The organism is Chryseobacterium gambrini (assembly GCF_900156825.1).
GTDB lineage: Bacteria > Bacteroidota > Bacteroidia > Flavobacteriales > Weeksellaceae > Chryseobacterium > Chryseobacterium gambrini.
Map to the genome: position 1 here is coordinate 301457 of NZ_FTOV01000004.1, position 18583 is coordinate 320039.

Annotated in this window: 12 protein-coding genes; 7 read left to right on the forward strand and 5 right to left on the reverse strand. The window is 36.8% G+C overall.

Going from position 1 to position 18583, the window contains the following annotated elements; all coding sequences use genetic code 11:
* Positions 1 to 142 precede the first annotated feature (142 nt).
* The 4 genes from BW951_RS10450 to BW951_RS10465 all read left to right on the forward strand — a co-directional run bounded on the left by BW951_RS10450 (position 143) and on the right by BW951_RS10465 (position 10047).
* Positions 143 to 892, forward strand: a complete 750-nt coding sequence (locus tag BW951_RS10450) for a DUF6261 family protein (protein ID WP_076392496.1) — start codon at positions 143 to 145, stop codon at positions 890 to 892.
* 596 nt (positions 893 to 1488) lie between these two features.
* A complete protein-coding gene (locus BW951_RS10455) occupies positions 1489 to 4377 on the forward strand; it encodes a fibronectin type III domain-containing protein (RefSeq protein ID WP_076392498.1) in 2889 nt (962 codons plus the stop codon).
* Between the two features lie 328 nt (positions 4378 to 4705).
* A complete protein-coding gene (locus tag BW951_RS10460; protein WP_076392500.1) occupies positions 4706 to 7942 on the forward strand; it encodes a fibronectin type III domain-containing protein in 3237 nt (1078 codons plus the stop codon).
* A gap of 137 nt (positions 7943 to 8079) precedes the next feature.
* Positions 8080 to 10047, forward strand: coding sequence for a T9SS type A sorting domain-containing protein (locus BW951_RS10465; RefSeq protein ID WP_084196409.1), 1968 nt, complete (start codon positions 8080 to 8082; stop codon positions 10045 to 10047).
* 70 nt (positions 10048 to 10117) lie between these two features.
* On the opposite strand, the gene BW951_RS22740 is transcribed toward BW951_RS10465, so the two are convergent.
* Both BW951_RS22740 and BW951_RS10470 read right to left on the reverse strand, forming a co-directional pair.
* The gene (locus BW951_RS22740) at positions 10118 to 10276 is read right to left on the reverse strand and encodes a hypothetical protein (RefSeq protein WP_165796599.1); all 159 of its coding nucleotides are present in this window, start codon (positions 10274 to 10276) and stop codon (positions 10118 to 10120) included.
* A gap of 43 nt (positions 10277 to 10319) precedes the next feature.
* Entirely contained in the window at positions 10320 to 11147 is an 828-nt protein-coding gene (locus BW951_RS10470; protein WP_076392504.1) for an ion transporter, read from the reverse strand.
* Positions 11148 to 11210: 63 nt separating this feature from the next.
* Between BW951_RS10470 and BW951_RS10475 the strand changes: the two genes are divergently transcribed.
* Positions 11211 to 12308: a Nif3-like dinuclear metal center hexameric protein gene (locus tag BW951_RS10475; RefSeq protein ID WP_076392506.1), complete on the forward strand. Its 1098-nt coding sequence runs from the start codon at positions 11211 to 11213 to the stop codon at positions 12306 to 12308.
* A 3-nt stretch (positions 12309 to 12311) separates the two neighbouring features.
* Positions 12312 to 13088 (forward strand): zinc ribbon domain-containing protein, encoded by a 777-nt coding sequence (locus BW951_RS10480; RefSeq protein WP_076392508.1) that lies wholly within the window; start codon positions 12312 to 12314, stop codon positions 13086 to 13088.
* A gap of 245 nt (positions 13089 to 13333) precedes the next feature.
* Here the strand turns inward: BW951_RS10480 and BW951_RS10485 are convergent, their stop codons facing one another.
* Together BW951_RS10485 and BW951_RS10490 are read right to left on the reverse strand one after the other, a co-directional pair.
* Positions 13334 to 14035 (reverse strand): hypothetical protein, encoded by a 702-nt coding sequence (locus BW951_RS10485; protein ID WP_076392510.1) that lies wholly within the window; start codon positions 14033 to 14035, stop codon positions 13334 to 13336.
* Positions 14019 to 15797 (reverse strand): AMP-dependent synthetase/ligase, encoded by a 1779-nt coding sequence (locus BW951_RS10490; protein ID WP_076392512.1) that lies wholly within the window; start codon positions 15795 to 15797, stop codon positions 14019 to 14021. The genes BW951_RS10485 and BW951_RS10490 overlap by 17 nt, the downstream gene beginning before the upstream one ends.
* A 242-nt stretch (positions 15798 to 16039) precedes the next feature.
* Here BW951_RS10490 and BW951_RS10495 point away from each other — a divergent pair, with 242 nt between their 5' ends.
* Positions 16040 to 17179 carry an acyl-CoA dehydrogenase family protein gene (locus BW951_RS10495; RefSeq protein WP_076392514.1) on the forward strand — a complete coding sequence of 380 codons (1140 nt, stop codon included), beginning with the start codon at positions 16040 to 16042 and terminating at the stop codon, positions 17177 to 17179.
* A 265-nt stretch (positions 17180 to 17444) separates the two neighbouring features.
* Here the strand turns inward: BW951_RS10495 and BW951_RS10500 are convergent, their stop codons facing one another.
* Positions 17445 to 18395, reverse strand: a complete 951-nt coding sequence (locus tag BW951_RS10500) for a DUF4349 domain-containing protein (protein WP_076392516.1) — start codon at positions 18393 to 18395, stop codon at positions 17445 to 17447.
* Positions 18396 to 18583 lie beyond the last annotated feature (188 nt).

An 18583-nucleotide genomic window follows, 5' to 3' on the forward strand; every position in this document is an offset into this window, starting at 1 on the left:
TTCATGAAAATTCTTTACTATGAAAACATTATAGCAGCCAATATTTTGAAGTTATCTAAAATTTTTCATAAAATATACCTGAACAGAAAAACGTTTTCAATTTTTTTATAAATTAGCCCTTCAAAATTTTAAAATAAACACAATGATTACAACCGCCAATCTGGAAAAATACCGTAACGGAGATTTTCTGCAATTCGTAAACAATGTACTGGAACTTTTACCTCAAACAACTGCCGACCAATTAAATATAGGGATTCAGAGAACAGCTCTACAAACCGCGGCAGAAAGTTTTAATAATGCCTATATGCCCTATACAGGGAGTGATATTACACCGGAAATTCAGGCTCTGGATGCGCAGAGAGACAACGCTGTTATCGGGATCAAGATGATTTTGGAAGCATGGCAGTACCATTTCGATCCGGTCACCAAAAACAATGCCTTTGCACTTTTAGATATTCTCAACCGTTTTGGGGAGCGTATCTATAAGCTTCGGTATCAGTTGGAAACTGCAACTATTAACAGCATCGTAGCAGAATGGGAAGAAAAGCACAGCGATAAAATCTCCCAGCTTCAACTTGCTGACTGGGTAAACGAGCTGAAAACTTCTAACCAAAATTTTAACAACAAGTATATTGCCCGTACCGTACAACTTTTGGAAGTAGAAACAGGTGTATTAGCCACTGCCAGAACAGCATCTACGGAAGCTTACCGGACACTGAAGCAGCATATAGAAGCTCATGCCCTGCTTACCCCGAATGCAGAATACGATCAGTTAATGGCAAAGCTCAGCAGTCTGGTAAACCAATATAATCTTGCCGTTACCAAATACAGCAGTACGGAAGAAAGCGGGGGAGAAGATCAGAAACCTGAATCTTCGGAAACGCCTTCCTAGAGCCACCGCCGAAGGGAGGGAGCTGTCGGGAACAGCCGAAACCGTCCCGCCTAAAGGAGCGGACTTTCGGAACCCGCCGGATGTATTCCGTCAAAAGGAAAACACCTTCGGGGAGTTCCGAAATCGTTTCGCCCAAAGGAATGTGTTTTCGGGAGCATCCGAAAAAAAAATGCCTGAGGGAATATATTGCGGTACAAATGATGAGAGAAAATCAAGATATACAATTGTGCGACTTATTTCTTGTATAATTTTCTTTATATACTGTTTAATAAATTTTAACAGAACATTATTTATATAAATAACGCTAATGTATATTATTTATATAGACTGTCTCAAAAGGGCAGTCTATATTTTTTTATGTTAAGTTTTATATTATTGTAAATCAATTATTTGGGAGTAATTTTTAACTGTCTGATAAGCAGCTTTTTACAGGTGGTTTTTTATTGTGATTATTGTAAGTATTTAAATGATTGTTTAATAATAATGTATTAAATTATTTGTTTTGTTGTTAAATATTAAATATTTGTGAAATTTTGGTTAATTAGGTTAAAAATTATTTATACTTTTACAGTACCTAATTTTAATTTGCTAAAAAAATGAAAAAGCTCAATTTTCTGTTCTTGCTTTTGATGTGCTTGTTTGTATATCAAAGCTATGAGGGACAAAATTTTACTGTCACGACCTGTTCAACAGGGATTGGATCTAATACGTACGGACCAATGAACAGTACTACCACAACTAATAACAAAAACAGGACTGCTTTTATTCTTCCTGCTTCACAACTCGCAGCTATAAACGGAGGAACAATTACCGGAACTTATTTCAGAAGGATTGCTACTTCCGGTTCTCTTCCTGCAGGTACCAATTTTAAAATTTATCTGAAGCTTACTACGGCGACTGATTTTGGCTCTGCTTCTCCGGACTGGGCTACTGAAATTTCAACTGCTACATTGGTTTACGATTCAGATCCTGCTGCGACTGTTGGTTCTGCTGCTGGATTTAAGCAGTTTGCTCATACAACTAATTTTTCTTATACTTCCGGAAGTAATTTAGCAGTATATCTAGAGTACACTCAAACAACTGCTCCTTCTTCAAGTATTACGTGGGATTATGAATATGGAACAACCTGTATCTCTACAACAAACAATAATACAACTAAATACTTAAATACATCGAGTGCTTTTACGGCAACACTTACCAGTTCGAACTACAGAAGACCTGTGATTGGATTTGATGTTACATTCCCTCCTGCTGTTGCAGCTCCTGCATGTACTACAATTTCTGCTCCTGCTGCTAATGCTACTGGTGTTTCTGTAACTCCTACTTTTACGTGGGCTGGTGTTTTAGGACAAAATGGCGCTACGAGTTATGTGATTAATTTAGGAACAAGTCCTGGAGGTACAGATGTTATGAATGGAGTAGATGTAGGAAATGTTACTACTTATACAGTGCCCTCAGGTACACCTCTCAACTTCAATCAGCAATATTATCTTACTGTAATACCTAAAAATTCAATAGGAAGTGCTACCGGATGTACCGAAAGATCTTTTACTACGGCAAACATTAGTTGTCCATCTGTAAGTGCTCCTGCAGCTGCTGCAACGGGAGTTTCTACAACACCTACAATTACTTGGGCAGCTACTACCGGCGCTACAGGTTATAAAATATCTATGGGAACAACTTCCGGAGGAACTGATGTTTTGAATAATGTAGATGTAGGAAATGTTACTACTTATACATTAAGTACGGCACTAAATACTTCTACAACTTACTATTATACGGTAAACGCTTATAATGGAGGTACGATTTCTTCTTCATGTACTATAAGAAACTTTACGACAGTTTGTGGTGCTTATACTCCAAGTTACACAAATAATTTTTCTACATTCCCTGGAGCATGCTGGTCTCGTTTAAATGGAGGATCACCAGCAACAGGACCGGGAACAGGTACTACCAACTACTGGATAGAAGATGGATTCTTAAATTCCGGTTCTACAGGTGCAGCAAGAATAAATCTGTATTCAACTGCTAGAAATGGTTGGTTGATTTCTCCGGCGTTTAATTTGTCTGCAGGGGGGTACAGAGTTAAATTTGATTATGGTTTAACAGCATATGGTGTTACGACTTCAAGTGCTATGGGGTCTGACGATGTTATACAGTTTGTAGTATCAACTGACGGTGGAACTACATGGACGGTTCTTCAGACTTGGAATGCTTCTAATGCTCCTGGTAACACTTTAAATACATATACTCTTAATTTAACAGCCTATAATGGGAATAATGTAATTTTTGCAATGTATGGAAGTGATGGAATAGTAGATGATGCTCCTGATTATGATTTCTTTGTAGATAATTTTATCGTAGAATCTATTCCTACATGTGATGTTCCTACAGGTTTAAGTACATCTGCAATTACAAGTTCAGGAGCAACATTGGCATGGACTTCTCCTGCGACAGCACCAGCTAATGGATATGAAATATACTATAGTACGTCAAACACTGCTCCTACTGGTGCAACCGTTCCTACTATTACTGGGGTTATGACAACGTCTCAGAATTTAGGAAGTCTTTCTGCAGCTACAACCTACTATGTATGGGTAAGATCAAAATGTAGTGCTTCAGATTTAAGTCAGTGGTCAAGCTCTGCAGTATTCACAACTTTATGTAGCTCTTTCTCAGCACCATTTACTGAAAACTTTAATTCAGGAGCTGCTCCGAATTGTTGGTCTACATCAAGCACAAATAACACAAGTTATGCACTTTGGCAATTTGGTAGTTCTACTCAGGACTATGGTACAACTTATAGTGCTGCGGGGCAGAATAATACTGCAGGACAGTTTGCTTATGTGGATGCGTCCAGCCCATACACAGGAGTTCATGATGTGACATTAATGACACCAATGGTTAATTTAACTGGATTAACAAATCCTGCGTTGGAGTTCAGATGGTTTAAGAATCATGGGACGGGAGTAAACCCTACCAGCCAGCCGGCTTATGACAATAATAAACTTACGGTTGATATCAAGGATGTTAATTCTTCTACTTGGGAAACTATTTTTGCAGACACGTCCAATGCACCGACTTGGAGAACAGTATCTTTAGTCTTGCCAGCTGCATATATTGGTAAGACTGTACAGGTAAGATTTGTGGTAGATAAAGATGTAGCGGGTAATGGATACTTCTATGATAATCTATTATTGGATGATATCAGCTTAAAAGAATCTACAATACTTGCAACAAATGAATTAAAAGATACCAAGAATTACATCAAAGTATATCCTAATCCATTTGCAGATGTATTAAACATTTCAAATATAGCGAATGTTAAAAATGTATTGGTTACAGATATCGCGGGAAGATTGGTGAAAACTATTGCAAATCCTATTTCAGAACTTCATTTGGGAGAGTTGAAACAAGGAATGTATTTAGTGACGCTTGAAATGAAGGATGGTTCTAGACAAACTGTTAAAGCAATTAAAAAATAAATTTAATTATTTATAATTAATAGAGAATAATAGCGGCTAATTTATTAGTCGCTATTTTTTTATAAAAATTTTATAAGTTATTCGAAAATAAATTATTATGTTAATTGTTGTAAATTAATTATTGTTACTAATTATTAACTTTTTGATAAACAGTTTATTATATTTAGTTTTAAAATTATTATTTATTTAACTATTTAAATGATTGTTTAATAATTAGTTTGATAATGATTTGTTTTAGTATTAAATATGAATTATTTATAAAGTTTTGGTTAATTAAATTAAAATTTATTTTTACATTTACATCACCTAATTTTATTTTTACTTAAACATGAAAAAACTTTTACTGATGTGTTTGATGTTCCTCTATGTAGGCATCACTGCGCAAACTACAGTAACGATAGGTGCAGGAGCCAGTACAGCAACAGCTGGTACAAATGGTGATCCTATCTATCGTTCCAGTGGTACGAGTTCATTTCACCACTCAAAATCTGTACAGCTGCTTACGGCTGCCGATTTGAGTGGTGCATCTGTTGTTCCTGGAGCAACAATTAATAGTATTGCCTATTATAAGAGTACGGCGTTTAATGTGTCGGGCAGTAATGCATGGACATTGAATGTCTATCTTAAAAATAGCTCTGCTACTGCTTTAGCCAGTGGTACTGCCTGGAGTACTATGGTTGGAGGGGCAACTTTATTTTATAGTGCTACGATAAATAGTACTACTAATTTTCCTGCAGCCGCAGGTTGGGTAACTTTCAATAATAATACATCAAACACTTTCAATTATTCAGGAGGTGCTATTGAAGTATATATTGACTGGGTTCCATCAGGTACTCCGGTAACTCCATTTACGGGAGGTGCCTTCCAATGGCTGTATGATACTACTACTTCTGCTCAGGCGATGGGAACGAGTGCTTCAACTGCAATTGCAGGAACGAATACTAGTTATACCACTCAAACCAGAAGATATCAGACACAGTTAACTTATACTGCTACAGCTTGCTCTGGTGCTCCTAATCCTGGGAATACATTAGCAACGGCAACAAGTACACCGTGTTCTTCCCCGTATTCTACTACGCTGAGTCTGCAGAATTCTACGGTTGGATCAGGGGTTAGTTATCAATGGTACGATAGTGCAGGTGTAATTGCGGGTGCTACAACATCTACTTACACAACAACTGTAAGTGCTGCTAATTCCTTTTATTGTGCTGTTACATGTTCAGGTTCCGGAATAACGACCAATTCAACTCCTATTGCTGTATCTGCTCCGGCTGCGGCAATATCAACTTTCCCATGGACTGAAAATTTTGATAGCATGACAGCAGTTGGAAACGGAATTACACCAAGCTGTTGGGCAACAAGTGGAGGTTTAAGTTCTTCTTATCTGTTTACGAGTCAAACGGCATCTGGAAATACTTATAATGATCCTAGATCTGCTCCTAACTATATGACTATTTATTATCCTACTACGGCAGCATATTTATGGACACCTTCATTTAATTTAACCGCTGGTCAATCATACGATTTTTCATTCTATTGGGTTGGAGATGGATTGACGGGATGGCAGAATGAGGTATTGGTAAATAATGCTCAATCTTCTACAGGAGCAACTAGTCTTAACACATTCCTTACTTCAACACAAACAGCAACGGGTGGTTCAAATAGTACCAATTATACCAAAGTAACTGTAACATATGTGCCAACTACTTCAGGCGTTTATACATTTGGTATCAAGGCATTTGTAACATCTACTGCACCATATTATATGGGGTTTGATGATTTTAAATTAGAATTAACTCCTGCATGTACTGAGCCAACAGTGCTTACTTCATCCGCAATTACAGCTTCAGGTGCTACCGTTTCATGGACAGCTCCAAATCCTGCTCCTGCAAACGGATATAACATTTATTACAGCACAACCAACACAGCGCCTACCGCTACTACTACGCCAACCGCTAGTGTTGCAGCCGGAGTTACAACTTACAATTTGTCTGGTCTTACGGCTAACACAACTTATTATGTATGGGTTCGTTCTAATTGTGGTTCCGGTTCTACAAGTTCTTGGGCAGGTCCTGTAAGTTTCACAACGGCATGTACAGCTACAAACGTTCCTTATACTCAGGATTTTGAAAGTGTAACAACACCTGCATTACCTTCTTGTACTTCTTTAGAAAATGCGGGTACAGGTAATAACTGGACTACAAGTTCTCCTGGTGCTTATGGATTTACTACTAAAGCGCTTACTTATCTGTATAATTTTAGTAACGATGCAAATGCATGGTTCTATACTCAGGGGATCAACTTAACTGCGGGTGTTTCTTATAGAATTAAGTATACATATGGAAATAACAGTACGACGTATGCTGAAAAACTAAAGGTTGCGTATGGTACATCGGCAAATAATGCTAGTATGACAAATGCTTTGGCTGATCATCCAAATATTAATACCGCAACATCCGCAAGTAACTTTGTAGATTTTACTCCGACGGCTTCAGGTGTTTATTATTTTGGTTTCAATGCTTATTCGGCTGCTAACCAATATAACTTGTATGTAGATGATATTAGTATTGTGGTTACTCCTACATGTTCTGAACCTTCAGCTGTTACAGTGCCTTCAGCAACTTTAACTTACAATTCAGCAGTTGTCAATTGGACGGCACCAAATCCTGTACCTGCGAATGGTTATGATGTGTATTACAGTACAACCAATACGGCTCCAACCAGTTCTACAACTCCTACAGCTTCTGGTTTAACTGCTGCAACAACTACATTACCTAACTTAACACCTTCTACAACTTATTATTTCTGGGTAAGATCTAGTTGTAGTGCTGCAGATCAGTCTATTTGGGTTCCTGTAACATTTACAACTTTAGCTGTACCTCCTGCAAATGATGACTGTTCTGGTGCAGTTGCTTTAACAGCTGGTGGTACTTTTGCACAGAATGCTTTAACAGCAACTAACGCTGGTGCTACAGAAACCTCTGATGCTACGGCTACGCATTCTTGCCAGACTACTGGTTACAGAGATGTGTGGTATTCCGTAGTAGTTCCTGCAAGTGGAAATATTACAATTGAAACTCAGTCTGTTTCTGGTTCTAATGTTACGGATACTGTTTTAGGAGTGTACAGTGGAAGCTGTGGAGCACTTACGCAAATTGGTTGTGATGATGACAGCTCAGCAGACGGTAACTTCTCTTTAGTATCTCTTACAGGATTAACTCCGGGATCTACATTGATGATTGGTGTTTGGAATTATTCTTCATCAACAGTTGGTCAATTCAAGGTATCTGCTTATGATGCATCACTGGTTTTAGCAACAAATGAAGTGAAAGATGCTAAAAACAATATCAAAGTTTATCCTAATCCATTCTCAGATGTATTGAATATTTCCGATGTAGCGAATGTTAAAAATGTATTGGTTACAGATATCGCGGGAAGATTGGTAAAAACTATTGCAAATCCTGCTTCAGAACTTCATTTAGGAGAATTGAAACAAGGAATGTATTTAGTTACTCTGGAAATGAAAGATGGTTCTAAGCAAACGATAAAAACTATTAAGAAATAAATTTTAATACGTTTCATAAATGATAATAGCGACTAATTTTTAGTCGCTATTTTTTTTGTTAATTAAATTTAAATTTAATATTAAAATTGAAATATTATTATTAAATTAGTATTTAATCAACGAAATATAGATAGTTTATGACAAAATTTTTACTTTCATGCTTATTGTTTTTAAGTATGACTTTTTCCGCTCAGATTACTTTGGGTTCAGGAAGCACAGATGTTGGAGTAGCTCCAATCAGTACGTACTACGGTTATTCGTACGTGCAGCAGATTTTCACAAAGCAGGAAATTAACGCCAGCGCAGCAGGAAACATTACAGGACTGAAGTTCTATATAGATCCTGCAATGTCCATTTCAAGCTCTTCACAATGGGTGGTGTATTTGGGACTTACCAACAAAACATCCTTCAGTATAGACTCGGACTGGATTCCAGCGGCTCAGTTAACGCAGGTTTTTTCAGGAACAGTGAGCAATAACAATGGAGTGATCGAAATTGTTTTTCCAACGCCTTTCGCTTATAACAATACATCCAATCTGGTTATTGCAGCAGAGGAAAACTCTGCCGGTTACGATAATAATGATTATGATGAGGCAATGTATGTGTACAGCGGAGCACAAAATTCTACTCTTTATTATAAAAATGATTACACAGATCCGGATCCGGCTTCACCGCCTGCAGGAAATCTTGTAAATTATAAATCCGTTGTTACCATTCAGGGACTGGCTCCTAATCCTGTTCCTGCGTGTCCGGTAGTTACCTATCCGGGAAATAATTCTACTTTTATCCCTTTAACTCCTACCATCACATGGAACAATACAGCAGGAGCAACAAGCTATAAAGTTTCGATCGGAACTTCTTCAGGAGGAACTAATGTGGCGAATCAGGTTTCTGTAGCAACCAATAGTTATACGCCTTCAGCTGCATTGGCTCCGAATACTACCCATTACGTTAAAATCGTGGCAGTAGGTTCGGGAGGAGAATCTTCAGGATGTACAGAGCAGATGTTTACTACCGCACCGCCGCCGCCGGCTAATGATGAATGTGTAACAGCGATTACATTGCCTGTAAACCCAGATCTGAACTGCGGAACAGTAACTGCAGGATATACAATAGGAGCAACAGATTCAGGAACTGCTCCAAGTCCATGCTATGGAGAAGCAGATGATGATGTTTGGTTTAAATTTGTAGCCACTGCGGCGACTCATAAAATTTCTCTTCTTAATATTGCCTCAGTAGGAAGTACGGCAGGAGACACGGATACTTATTTTCAGGTATTCAGCGGAGGTTGTGGAGCATTATCAAGCATTCTCTGTTCAGATCCGCCTTCAGGAGTTGTATCAGGTCTTACGGTAGGAGAAACATATCTGGTGAGAGTGTACAGTTATTATGGTGCAGGAAGCAACCAAAGCTTTAATATTTGCGTAGGAACTTTCCCTCCGCCACCGGCAAATGATGCTTGTTCTGGAGCATTATCTGCTACTGCTTTCCCTTATACTTACGCACAAAACGACGGAGCGGGAGCTACCAATAACTCAGGAATTGTAAGCGTATGTTCTAATGAAATGAATGATGGTACCTGGTTTACTTTTGTAGGAGACGGAAGTACATTTAATATTAATGTCACGATGCCTGCAGGAAGTGATTTTGATCCTCAGATCGGGGTGTATAGCGGAAATTGTTCTGCATTGAACTGTGAAAATACAGTGGATAATGGAGGACAGGGTGGTGCTGAAACAGTTTCTATACCTACACTTTCAGGAAACACCTATTACGTAAATGTCGGTCATTACAGTGGATGGTCGGATGAGCCGGAAGGAGCATTTACCATTAATATTTCAAAAAACATTTTAGGAACTTCCGAAGTGGCAGCCAATAAAAATACCTTGAAAGTATTCCCAAATCCTTTCAGCGATGTTGTTAATATTTCTGATGCCGCTCAGGTAAGATCGGTTTCTGTAACAGATGTTTCCGGAAGACTGATAAGAGTTATCGAAAATCCTAATTCAGAGATTCATTTGGGAGAACTGAAACAGGGAATGTATCTGCTGATGCTGGATATGAAAGACGGCTCTAAGCAGGTAGTAAAAACAATTAAAAAATAAAGTGAATTTTTTAACATCATAAAAGGCGGTCTGTAAAGATCGCCTTTGTTATTTTAAATGAAAAAAAACTTTATTTATTGGGAACAGGCTGGATTTCACCTGTGGTCATGCTATCAAAAATAGCAGGGAAAAACATGACAAGGATAAAGTAAATCACGATCATAAGCGCGATCATCGAGAAAAGGATAATAACTAAGCTGTTTGGTTTATTTTTCTTTTTAGGTTCCATGATTGTTGTGGTGTTTCGTTAATAGATTGAGTATGTATTATTACTAAGCTAATTTCTTGCCACACTGTTTGCAGTATCTTGCATCATCATCAATATCTTCATTTCCGCATCTGTCGCATACTTTTTCCAGATTCTGTCTTTTGTTTCTCATTTCGGCAGTTACAATTCCGGTAGGAACAGCAATAATGGAATAACCGGCAAGCATTAAAACAACAGCAAAAAATTTCCCCATCGGAGTAATCGGGGAAACGTCGCCATAACCAACCGTAGTTACAGTAACCACCGCCCAGTAAATCGCCTGTGGAATAGTTTCAAAGCCCTGTCTTCCGCCTTCCACCATAAACATCAGTGAGCCGACAATCACGGAGAAAATAATTAAGAATAAAAGGAAAATATAAATTTTTCTTGAGCTGTTCTTTAATGCCCTAACAATTACAGAACCGTCATTCATGAAGTCCATTAAATTGAAAACCCTGAAAACTCTAAGCATTCTCAGCATTCTGAAAATCAGGAAATATTTGGTGACGGGAAAAATAAAGCTCAGATAAAAAGGAATTAATGCCAGAAAATCGATAATTCCGAAAAAACTGAAAATATAATTTCGTTTATTTTTTATAACGGCAATCCTCGAAAAATATTCCGCAGAAAAGAATATGGAAATAATCCATTCCATAATAATGAACGTATAATGAAACCTTTTATCGAGCTTCGGAACACTTTCCATCATAATAATAGCAGTACTGATGAGAATCAACGACAGCAGAATTATGTCAAAAAGCTTTCCGAGCTTTGTGTCAGAGCGGTATATGATGCGATAAAGGTGTCTTTTCCAGAGAGCATCTTCGGGAATAAGATTGTGCTCTTTTTCCATTTTTCGATGTTTTTTTAAAATTAACAAATTATCCCTATTTTCGTACCAAACATAGATCATAAAATGACAATAAGTAAGGTAATTGCCAAAATAGAAGAAAGAATTCCTTTGCAACAGGCAGAAGATTTTGATAATGTAGGTTTGCTGTGTGGTGTTCCCGACAGAAATGTCTCCGGAATTCTGGTATGCCATGATGCATTGGAAAACGTTGTGGATGAAGCCATTGAAAAGAACTGTAACTTAATTGTATGTTTTCATCCGATCATTTTTTCGGGACTGAAATCTTTAACAGGGAAAAATTATGTAGAGAGAGCTGTTTTAAAAGCTATTGAAAATAAAATTGCAATTTATGCCATTCATACGGCTTTCGATAATGATTTTTTTGGGGTAAACCGCGGAATCTGCGATCAGTTGGGATTAAAAGACATAAAAATTCTTCAGCCTAAAAAAAATAATCTGAAACAGCTTACGGTTTTCGTTCCGAAAGATTATTCTGAAAAAGTAAAGGAAGCTTTATTTTCGGCAGGTGCAGGAAATATCGGGTTTTATGACGAATGCAGTTTCAAAATCAACGGGAATGGAACGTTCAGACCGATTGAGGGTTCAAATCCGTTTTCGGGACAGCAAAATATTCGTGAAAATGCAGATGAAGATATGATTTCTGTGATTTTCGAGGATTATAAGCAGGGACAGATCGTTAATGCAATGAAAACGGCACATCCGTATGAGGAAGTTGCCCACCAGATTTACAGCCTTGAAAATACCAACCATTATTCAGGATTGGGAATGTATGGTGATCTTGATGAGCCGATGGATGAAAAAGATTTTCTGAAATTTGTAAAGGATAAATTCAGTCTGGAGATGATCCGTCATTCGGATTTCAATAATAAAAAAATTAAAAGAGTAGGAGTTCTGGGTGGTTCCGGAGCAAGCGGCATCCGTTCTGCAATTTCCAAAAAATGTGATGCTTATCTTACGGGAGACGTAAAATATCACGATTTTTTCCTTGCCGATTCCAAAATGATGATTTGTGATATCGGGCATTTTGAATCAGAACAATTTGTAACTCAACAATTATTTGAAATATTGTCACAAAAATTTAGTACATTTGCAATCTCAAAATCTATTGAGAAAACAAACCCGGTAAATTATTTCATTTAAAATATGGCAAAAACCAACGATATTTCAGTTGAAGAGAAGTTAAGAGCTTTATACGATTTGCAGATCATTGATTCTAGATTGGACGAAATCCGAAATACAAGAGGAGAATTGCCAATCGAAGTAGAGGATCTTGAGATTGAAATCGAAGGTCTTGAAAAAAGAGCTGAAAAATTTCATGCAGAAATCAAAGATCAGGACGACCAGATCAAAACAAAGCATGAAGTAATAAACCATGCAAAAACTTTAATTGAAAAATACAAATCTCAGCAGGATAATGTAAGAAACAATAAAGAGTTTGAAGCATTAGGTAAGGAGATTGAATATCAGGAGCTTGAAATCCAGCTTGCAGAGAAAAGAATTAAGGAATTCGGTGCTAAAATAGGTCACAAAAACGAAACGTTAAGCGAATTGAACTCAAAAATTGATGAGCTTAAAAATCACCTGAAATTCAAAAAAGAAGAATTGGAAGGTCTTATCTCTGAAACTCAGAAAGAAGAAGAGTATCTTATCGAGAAATCAAAAGAATTCTCTGAAAAAATTGATGAGAGATTATTGGCTTCATACAACAGAATCAGAACAAACTCTCCAAACGGTCTTGCTGTTGTAGGATTGGAAAGAGGCGCTCCAAAAGGATCATTCTTCACCATTCCGCCGCAAAAGCAGATGGAAATTGCTCAGAGAAAGAAAATTATCATCGATGAGCATTCAGGAAAAATCCTTGTTGACGACGAGTTGGTAATGGAAGAAAACGAAAGAATGAAATCTGTAATTAAATTTTAATTACTTACGATTTTAAAGATATAAAGCTGTTTCAAATTTGGAACAGCTTTTTTTTGGCTTTAAACACTAATTGCGCAAATGTTTCGCAGATAGCACAATTTTACTAATATATATTAATGTGTATTCAATATAAGAAAACCAGAAAATATTAATAGAAATAAACTTAATAATTAAGAAAATAATAGAGCCATTCGTGAAAATATTCGAGCAATTTGTGTTAAAAAATAAAATATAATTTTTCTGCCTTATTTTTTTGTCTCAGTATTTGTTTCAGATTTATAATAAAATTTAAGTTCCTTACAAAGCGCAATAATGGCTGCTTTTCCTTTGGGCGTAAAACCGGTAAAAGAATATTCGTCATCAGTTCCTTTGTTGAAAACCCTGTGACGTCGAGCCGGAATATCAATTTCTGAAATGGAGCCGTTGCAATCCAGACAAATACTCATCTGGTTGATTTTTTTATTGTCCTTAAAAAACACTAAGCCTAGATGCGGATTAAAACACGCTGCGGAAGCTTCTCCATAACTGGATTTTTTCGCTAAAGCCTTTAAAATTTTATCAGCCTGTTCCTGTGACAGAAATTGCTGTTTTTCTATGATGGGAATGAAGTTTCCCTGTTTATCAATCGGTGCATCGTACATTTCTTCATCACCTCTGAAATCGTATGCTAAAATTTTATCATAATCAAGCGTACTGAAAGGAATTCCGTTGTTCTGGTTTGGCTTGATGATTGGTGAAGATTTCACATAATCCATAAGTTCCGTTCTGCTGATTCCTTTAATTTTTGGTATATCAGAAACAATTTGAGCAGAATCTTTTTTGGAAGATATCTTTGTGTTGTCGGTATGTTTTTCACAGGATGAAAATAAAATTACCGATCCAAAAATGATGAATCGGTTAATTTTGTTTTTCTTTATTTTCGATGATAATTTATTCCTTATGCTCATACATCTTATTATAAAGATCGATGAATTTCTCTTTAATCGCTTTTCTTTTCAGCTTTAAAGTCGGCGTTAAAAGACCGGCATCAATGCTCCAGATTTCCGGGGTAAGCTCAATTTTTTTGATCTGTTCCCAGTTTCCTAAATGTTTGTTGATATCGTCAATCTCTTTTTTAATTCTATCTTTTAATTCCGCACTTTTGGCAATTTCCTGTGGAGTGGAACCTACATTCAGATTGTTTCTGGATGCCCAGCTTTTTGCGAATTCAAAATCTGGCTGTACCAATGCGCAAGGCATTTTTTCGCCGTCTCCTACAACCATGATCTGTTCGATAAACTTTGAAGCTTTTGCTAAATTTTCTATGGTCTGCGGTGCAATATATTTTCCTCCCGAAGTCTTGAACATCTCCTTTTTACGGTCAGTGATCTGTAAAAATCCGTCGCTGTCGATATGTCCGATGTCTCCCGTTCTGAAATAGCCGTCTTCTGTGAAAACTTCTTTCGTCATTTCTTCATTTTTAAAATAGCCTTTAAAAATAGAAGGACCTTTTACCGTAATTTCTCCATCTGCCTGGATTTTAACACTCAGGTTATCAAGAGGTAAACCTACGGTTCCGATTTTCATTTTGCTGAAAGAATTTACCGAAATTACAGGCGAAGTTTCCGTTAATCCGTATCCTTCCAGAATAGGAATTCCTGCATTCTGGAACATTAAATTCAGTCTTGTAGATAAAGCTGCAGAACCGGAAACCAAGGTAATAATTTCACCGCCTAAACCTTCTCTCCACTTTTTAAACACCAGTTTGTCGGCAATAATTTCCTTTAATCCGGATGGTTTTGAAACACTTTTCTTTTTAGAAATCAGATCCAGTGCCCAGAAAAAGATTTTCTGTTTCAGTCCTCCCGCGGAAGAACCTGTGGCGTAGATTTTATCATACACTTTTTCCACAAGTCTCGGTACCACGCTCATGTAATGAGGTTTTACTTCTTTTACGTTATCTCCCATCTTTTCGATGCTTTCCGCGAAATAAATCGAAAAACCGTTGTACTGGAAAAGATAGAAAAGCATTCTTTCAAAAATATGGCATATCGGAAGGAAACTCAGAACTCTTGTATCTTTATAATCCAGACTTTTCTTTTTAGGAATTCTCGGGATCGAACCCAAAACATTGGAAACGATATTATGGTGAGTCAGCATTACTCCTTTCGGTTTTCCTGTTGTTCCCGAAGTGTAAATAATTGTTGCCAGATCTTCCGAATTAATGGCATTTGAAAGATCTTCCACTTCAATCTGGGTAGAATCATCTTCACCAAGATCCAGTATTTCTTTCCAGTTAGCAGCTCCCGAAACATTATCGAAAGTAAAAACGCCCTGTAATGAAGGAATGTTATGTTTTACTTTTACTACCTTGTTCAAAAGATCCTTATCAGACACAAAACAGTACTTAATTTCTGCATTGGTAAAGATAAATTCATAATCTTCGGGAGAAATACTCGGATAAACGGGAACAGAAACCACCCCGATCTGCGAAAGTCCGAGATCCATAATCGCCCATTCTGTTCGGGAATTAGTGGTGATTAAAGCGATTTTGTCACCGGGTTTTATGCCAAGTTTTAAAAGTCCTCTTGATATCTTATTGGCTTCATTGATAAACTCTTGCGTGGAAGTTTTCTTCCATTCACCATGGTATTTGGTTACAAACATATCCGACTTCGGATACGTTTTCAATGCATATTGAGGAATATCAAATAATCTTTTGATTGTCATGATTTTTTAAGTAATTGTTAAAGGATTTTAAATATAAGCATTTTTTTTAATTGTGGAAATTGGAAGTGATTATTTAGAAATTAATAAAATGTATGCCATAATATATTTAATAATTCAAACTTAATATATATATGATGAAAATTTAAAAATTGAGATATTTCGTTGTTTTTATCTAATTTATGATTCTATTTTCAGATTTGCCCAAAAAGTGTAAATTAGCGACCATCTAATTATTCAATGTTATGGACTTTAATTTATCAGAAGAACAGCTGATGATTCAGCAGGCAGCAAGAGATTTTGCGCAAAGCGAGCTTTTACCAGAAGTAATCGAAAGAGACCGCGACCAGAAGTTTCCTGCAGAACAGGTAAAGAAAATGGGGGAAATGGGACTTATGGGGATGATGGTGGATCCTAAATACGGTGGTGCCGGAATGGACAGCGTTTCTTACGTTCTTGCAATGGAAGAAATTGCAAAAATAGATGCTTCTGCGGCTGTGGTAATGTCTGTAAACAACTCTTTGGTTTGTGCAGGTCTTGAGAAATTTGCTTCTGAAGAGCAGAAAGTAAAATATCTTACACCTTTGGCAAGCGGACAGGTAATCGGAGCTTTTGCTTTGTCTGAGCCTGAAGCAGGTTCTGATGCAACTTCCCAGAAAACAACTGCGGAAGATAAAGGAGATTATTACCTTTTAAATGGTATTAAAAACTGGATCACAAACGGTGGAACAGCATCTTACTATATTGTAATTGCACAGACAGATCCTGAGAAAAAACATAAAGGAATCAACGCTTTCATCGTAGAGAGAGGTTGGGAAGGTTTCGAGATCGGTCCGAAAGAAGATAAACTGGGAATCAGAGGAAGCGATACACATTCTTTGATCTTCAATAACGTAAAAGTACCGAAGGAAAACAGAATCGGGGAAGACGGTTTCGGATTCAATTTCGCAATGGCTGTTCTGAACGGTGGTAGAATCGGGATTGCTTCTCAGGCTTTAGGAATTGCTTCCGGAGCGTACGAACTGGCTTTAAAATATGCCAAAACAAGAAAAGCGTTTAAAACAGAAATCATCAATCATCAGGCGATTGCGTTTAAACTGGCAGATATGGCAACTCAGATTACAGCGGCAAGAATGCTTTGCTTCAAGGCGGCTGTAGAAAAAGACGCAGGAAAAGATATTTCTGAAAGCGGAGCAATGGCAAAATTATACGCTTCTCAGGTGGCAATGGATACTACCATTGAAGCTGTACAGATCCACGGTGGATACGGATATGTGAAAGAATATCACGTAGAAAGAATGATGAGAGATGCCAAAATCACTCAGATCTACGAAGGAACTTCTGAAATCCAGAAGATCGTTATTTCAAGAAGCATTGCAAAGTAATTGCTTAATTATATATGAAATAGTAAAAGGCTTCCAGATTTGGGAGCCTTTTTACATTCACACGAACCACAAAATATAATATATAAAATTTTTGTCTGCTTTATTTATCTTTTTGATGGAAATTTGAGGCTAAAGTTAAATTTTACAAGCTTTTTTCCTTTCATAATGACTTATCAAAAATATCAATAACATCGGTTAAAAATCAATTTATCCCATTAAAATAATATTAAAATAAAAATCCATCACAAAGGATGGACTTTCGAAATTAATGGGCATCATGATTGGTTGTGTTTTTACCCCTCTTTTTATAAAAATAATATCCGATTCCGGCAATTAAAAACAATGGCCAAAGCGGCAGAATAAACAGGAAAATAGAAGTAATAACATTCCATCCTGAGGAAACAGCGGCTAAAGATTTTTCACCAAAAGTTTCCGGAGCTTTATGAGTGTTATCCAAAAGAGAGATCCTGATCTCACAAAGCGTATTGTTATAATAGTCATTTCCTTTTACTTCTATGTTTTTGCTTTCAATATCGCCGATATTGCTGCTTAAATCATCCATCAGTTGATCAAAATTTTGCAGAGGAACTTTAATCTGAAGATAATATGCTTTTTGATCCGCCATTTCTGAAGATCTGTCATTGGAAGGTTCTGCTGCAACATAAGTGAGCTCTTCTTTTGTCACAGCACCGTTGTTTCTAACCGTTTCCTGTCTTATAACTTCCCTTACCGTTTCCGCATTGTCTGCATTCATGGTTAAATAACCCGATTTTACCATTTTATTTTTCAGAACATTCAGTTCGTAATTTTCATTCTTCGGTTTGTCTTTATAAACAATTTTCGTTTCTTTAATCACTTTCGGAGCCGGAACATTCACCACAATTTTTTCTTCTTTTTTAGCCGAATCTTTTTTCTCGGTTTTCGATTCCAGTCTTACGGAAGAAATTTTCTCAGATAAAGAATCTACCATTTTGGAAGTATTTTCAATTTTGTCTTTCACTTCATTTTTAGCATTTTCAAAATCCTTGATTTTTACGTTGGCAGAATCCAGTGCAGCATTGGCTTTTTCGCTTACGTCATTAATTTTTTCAGAGGTCGCAGAAATCGTACTGTCTGCTGATTGCACTGCGTCTTCAATTTTAGATGTTGCCGCTTCTCCTTTTTTACACATAATAAACGTGCTTGATACAGCAACGAGTAAGATGAACTTTTTCATAACATTAATTTTTTCGATGAGGTAAAATTAGGAGGGAAGTTTTTGTAAAGATTGTAAAGGAATTGTTTTGCTTATGTAAATTGATAAGGGTTTGAATTTTAGTATTTTGTAAAATGAAAAAATGCTGTTTTACAAATTTTTTTAATCTTTGATTTCTTTTTCTTAATTAAATCTTATCTGAATTTAAT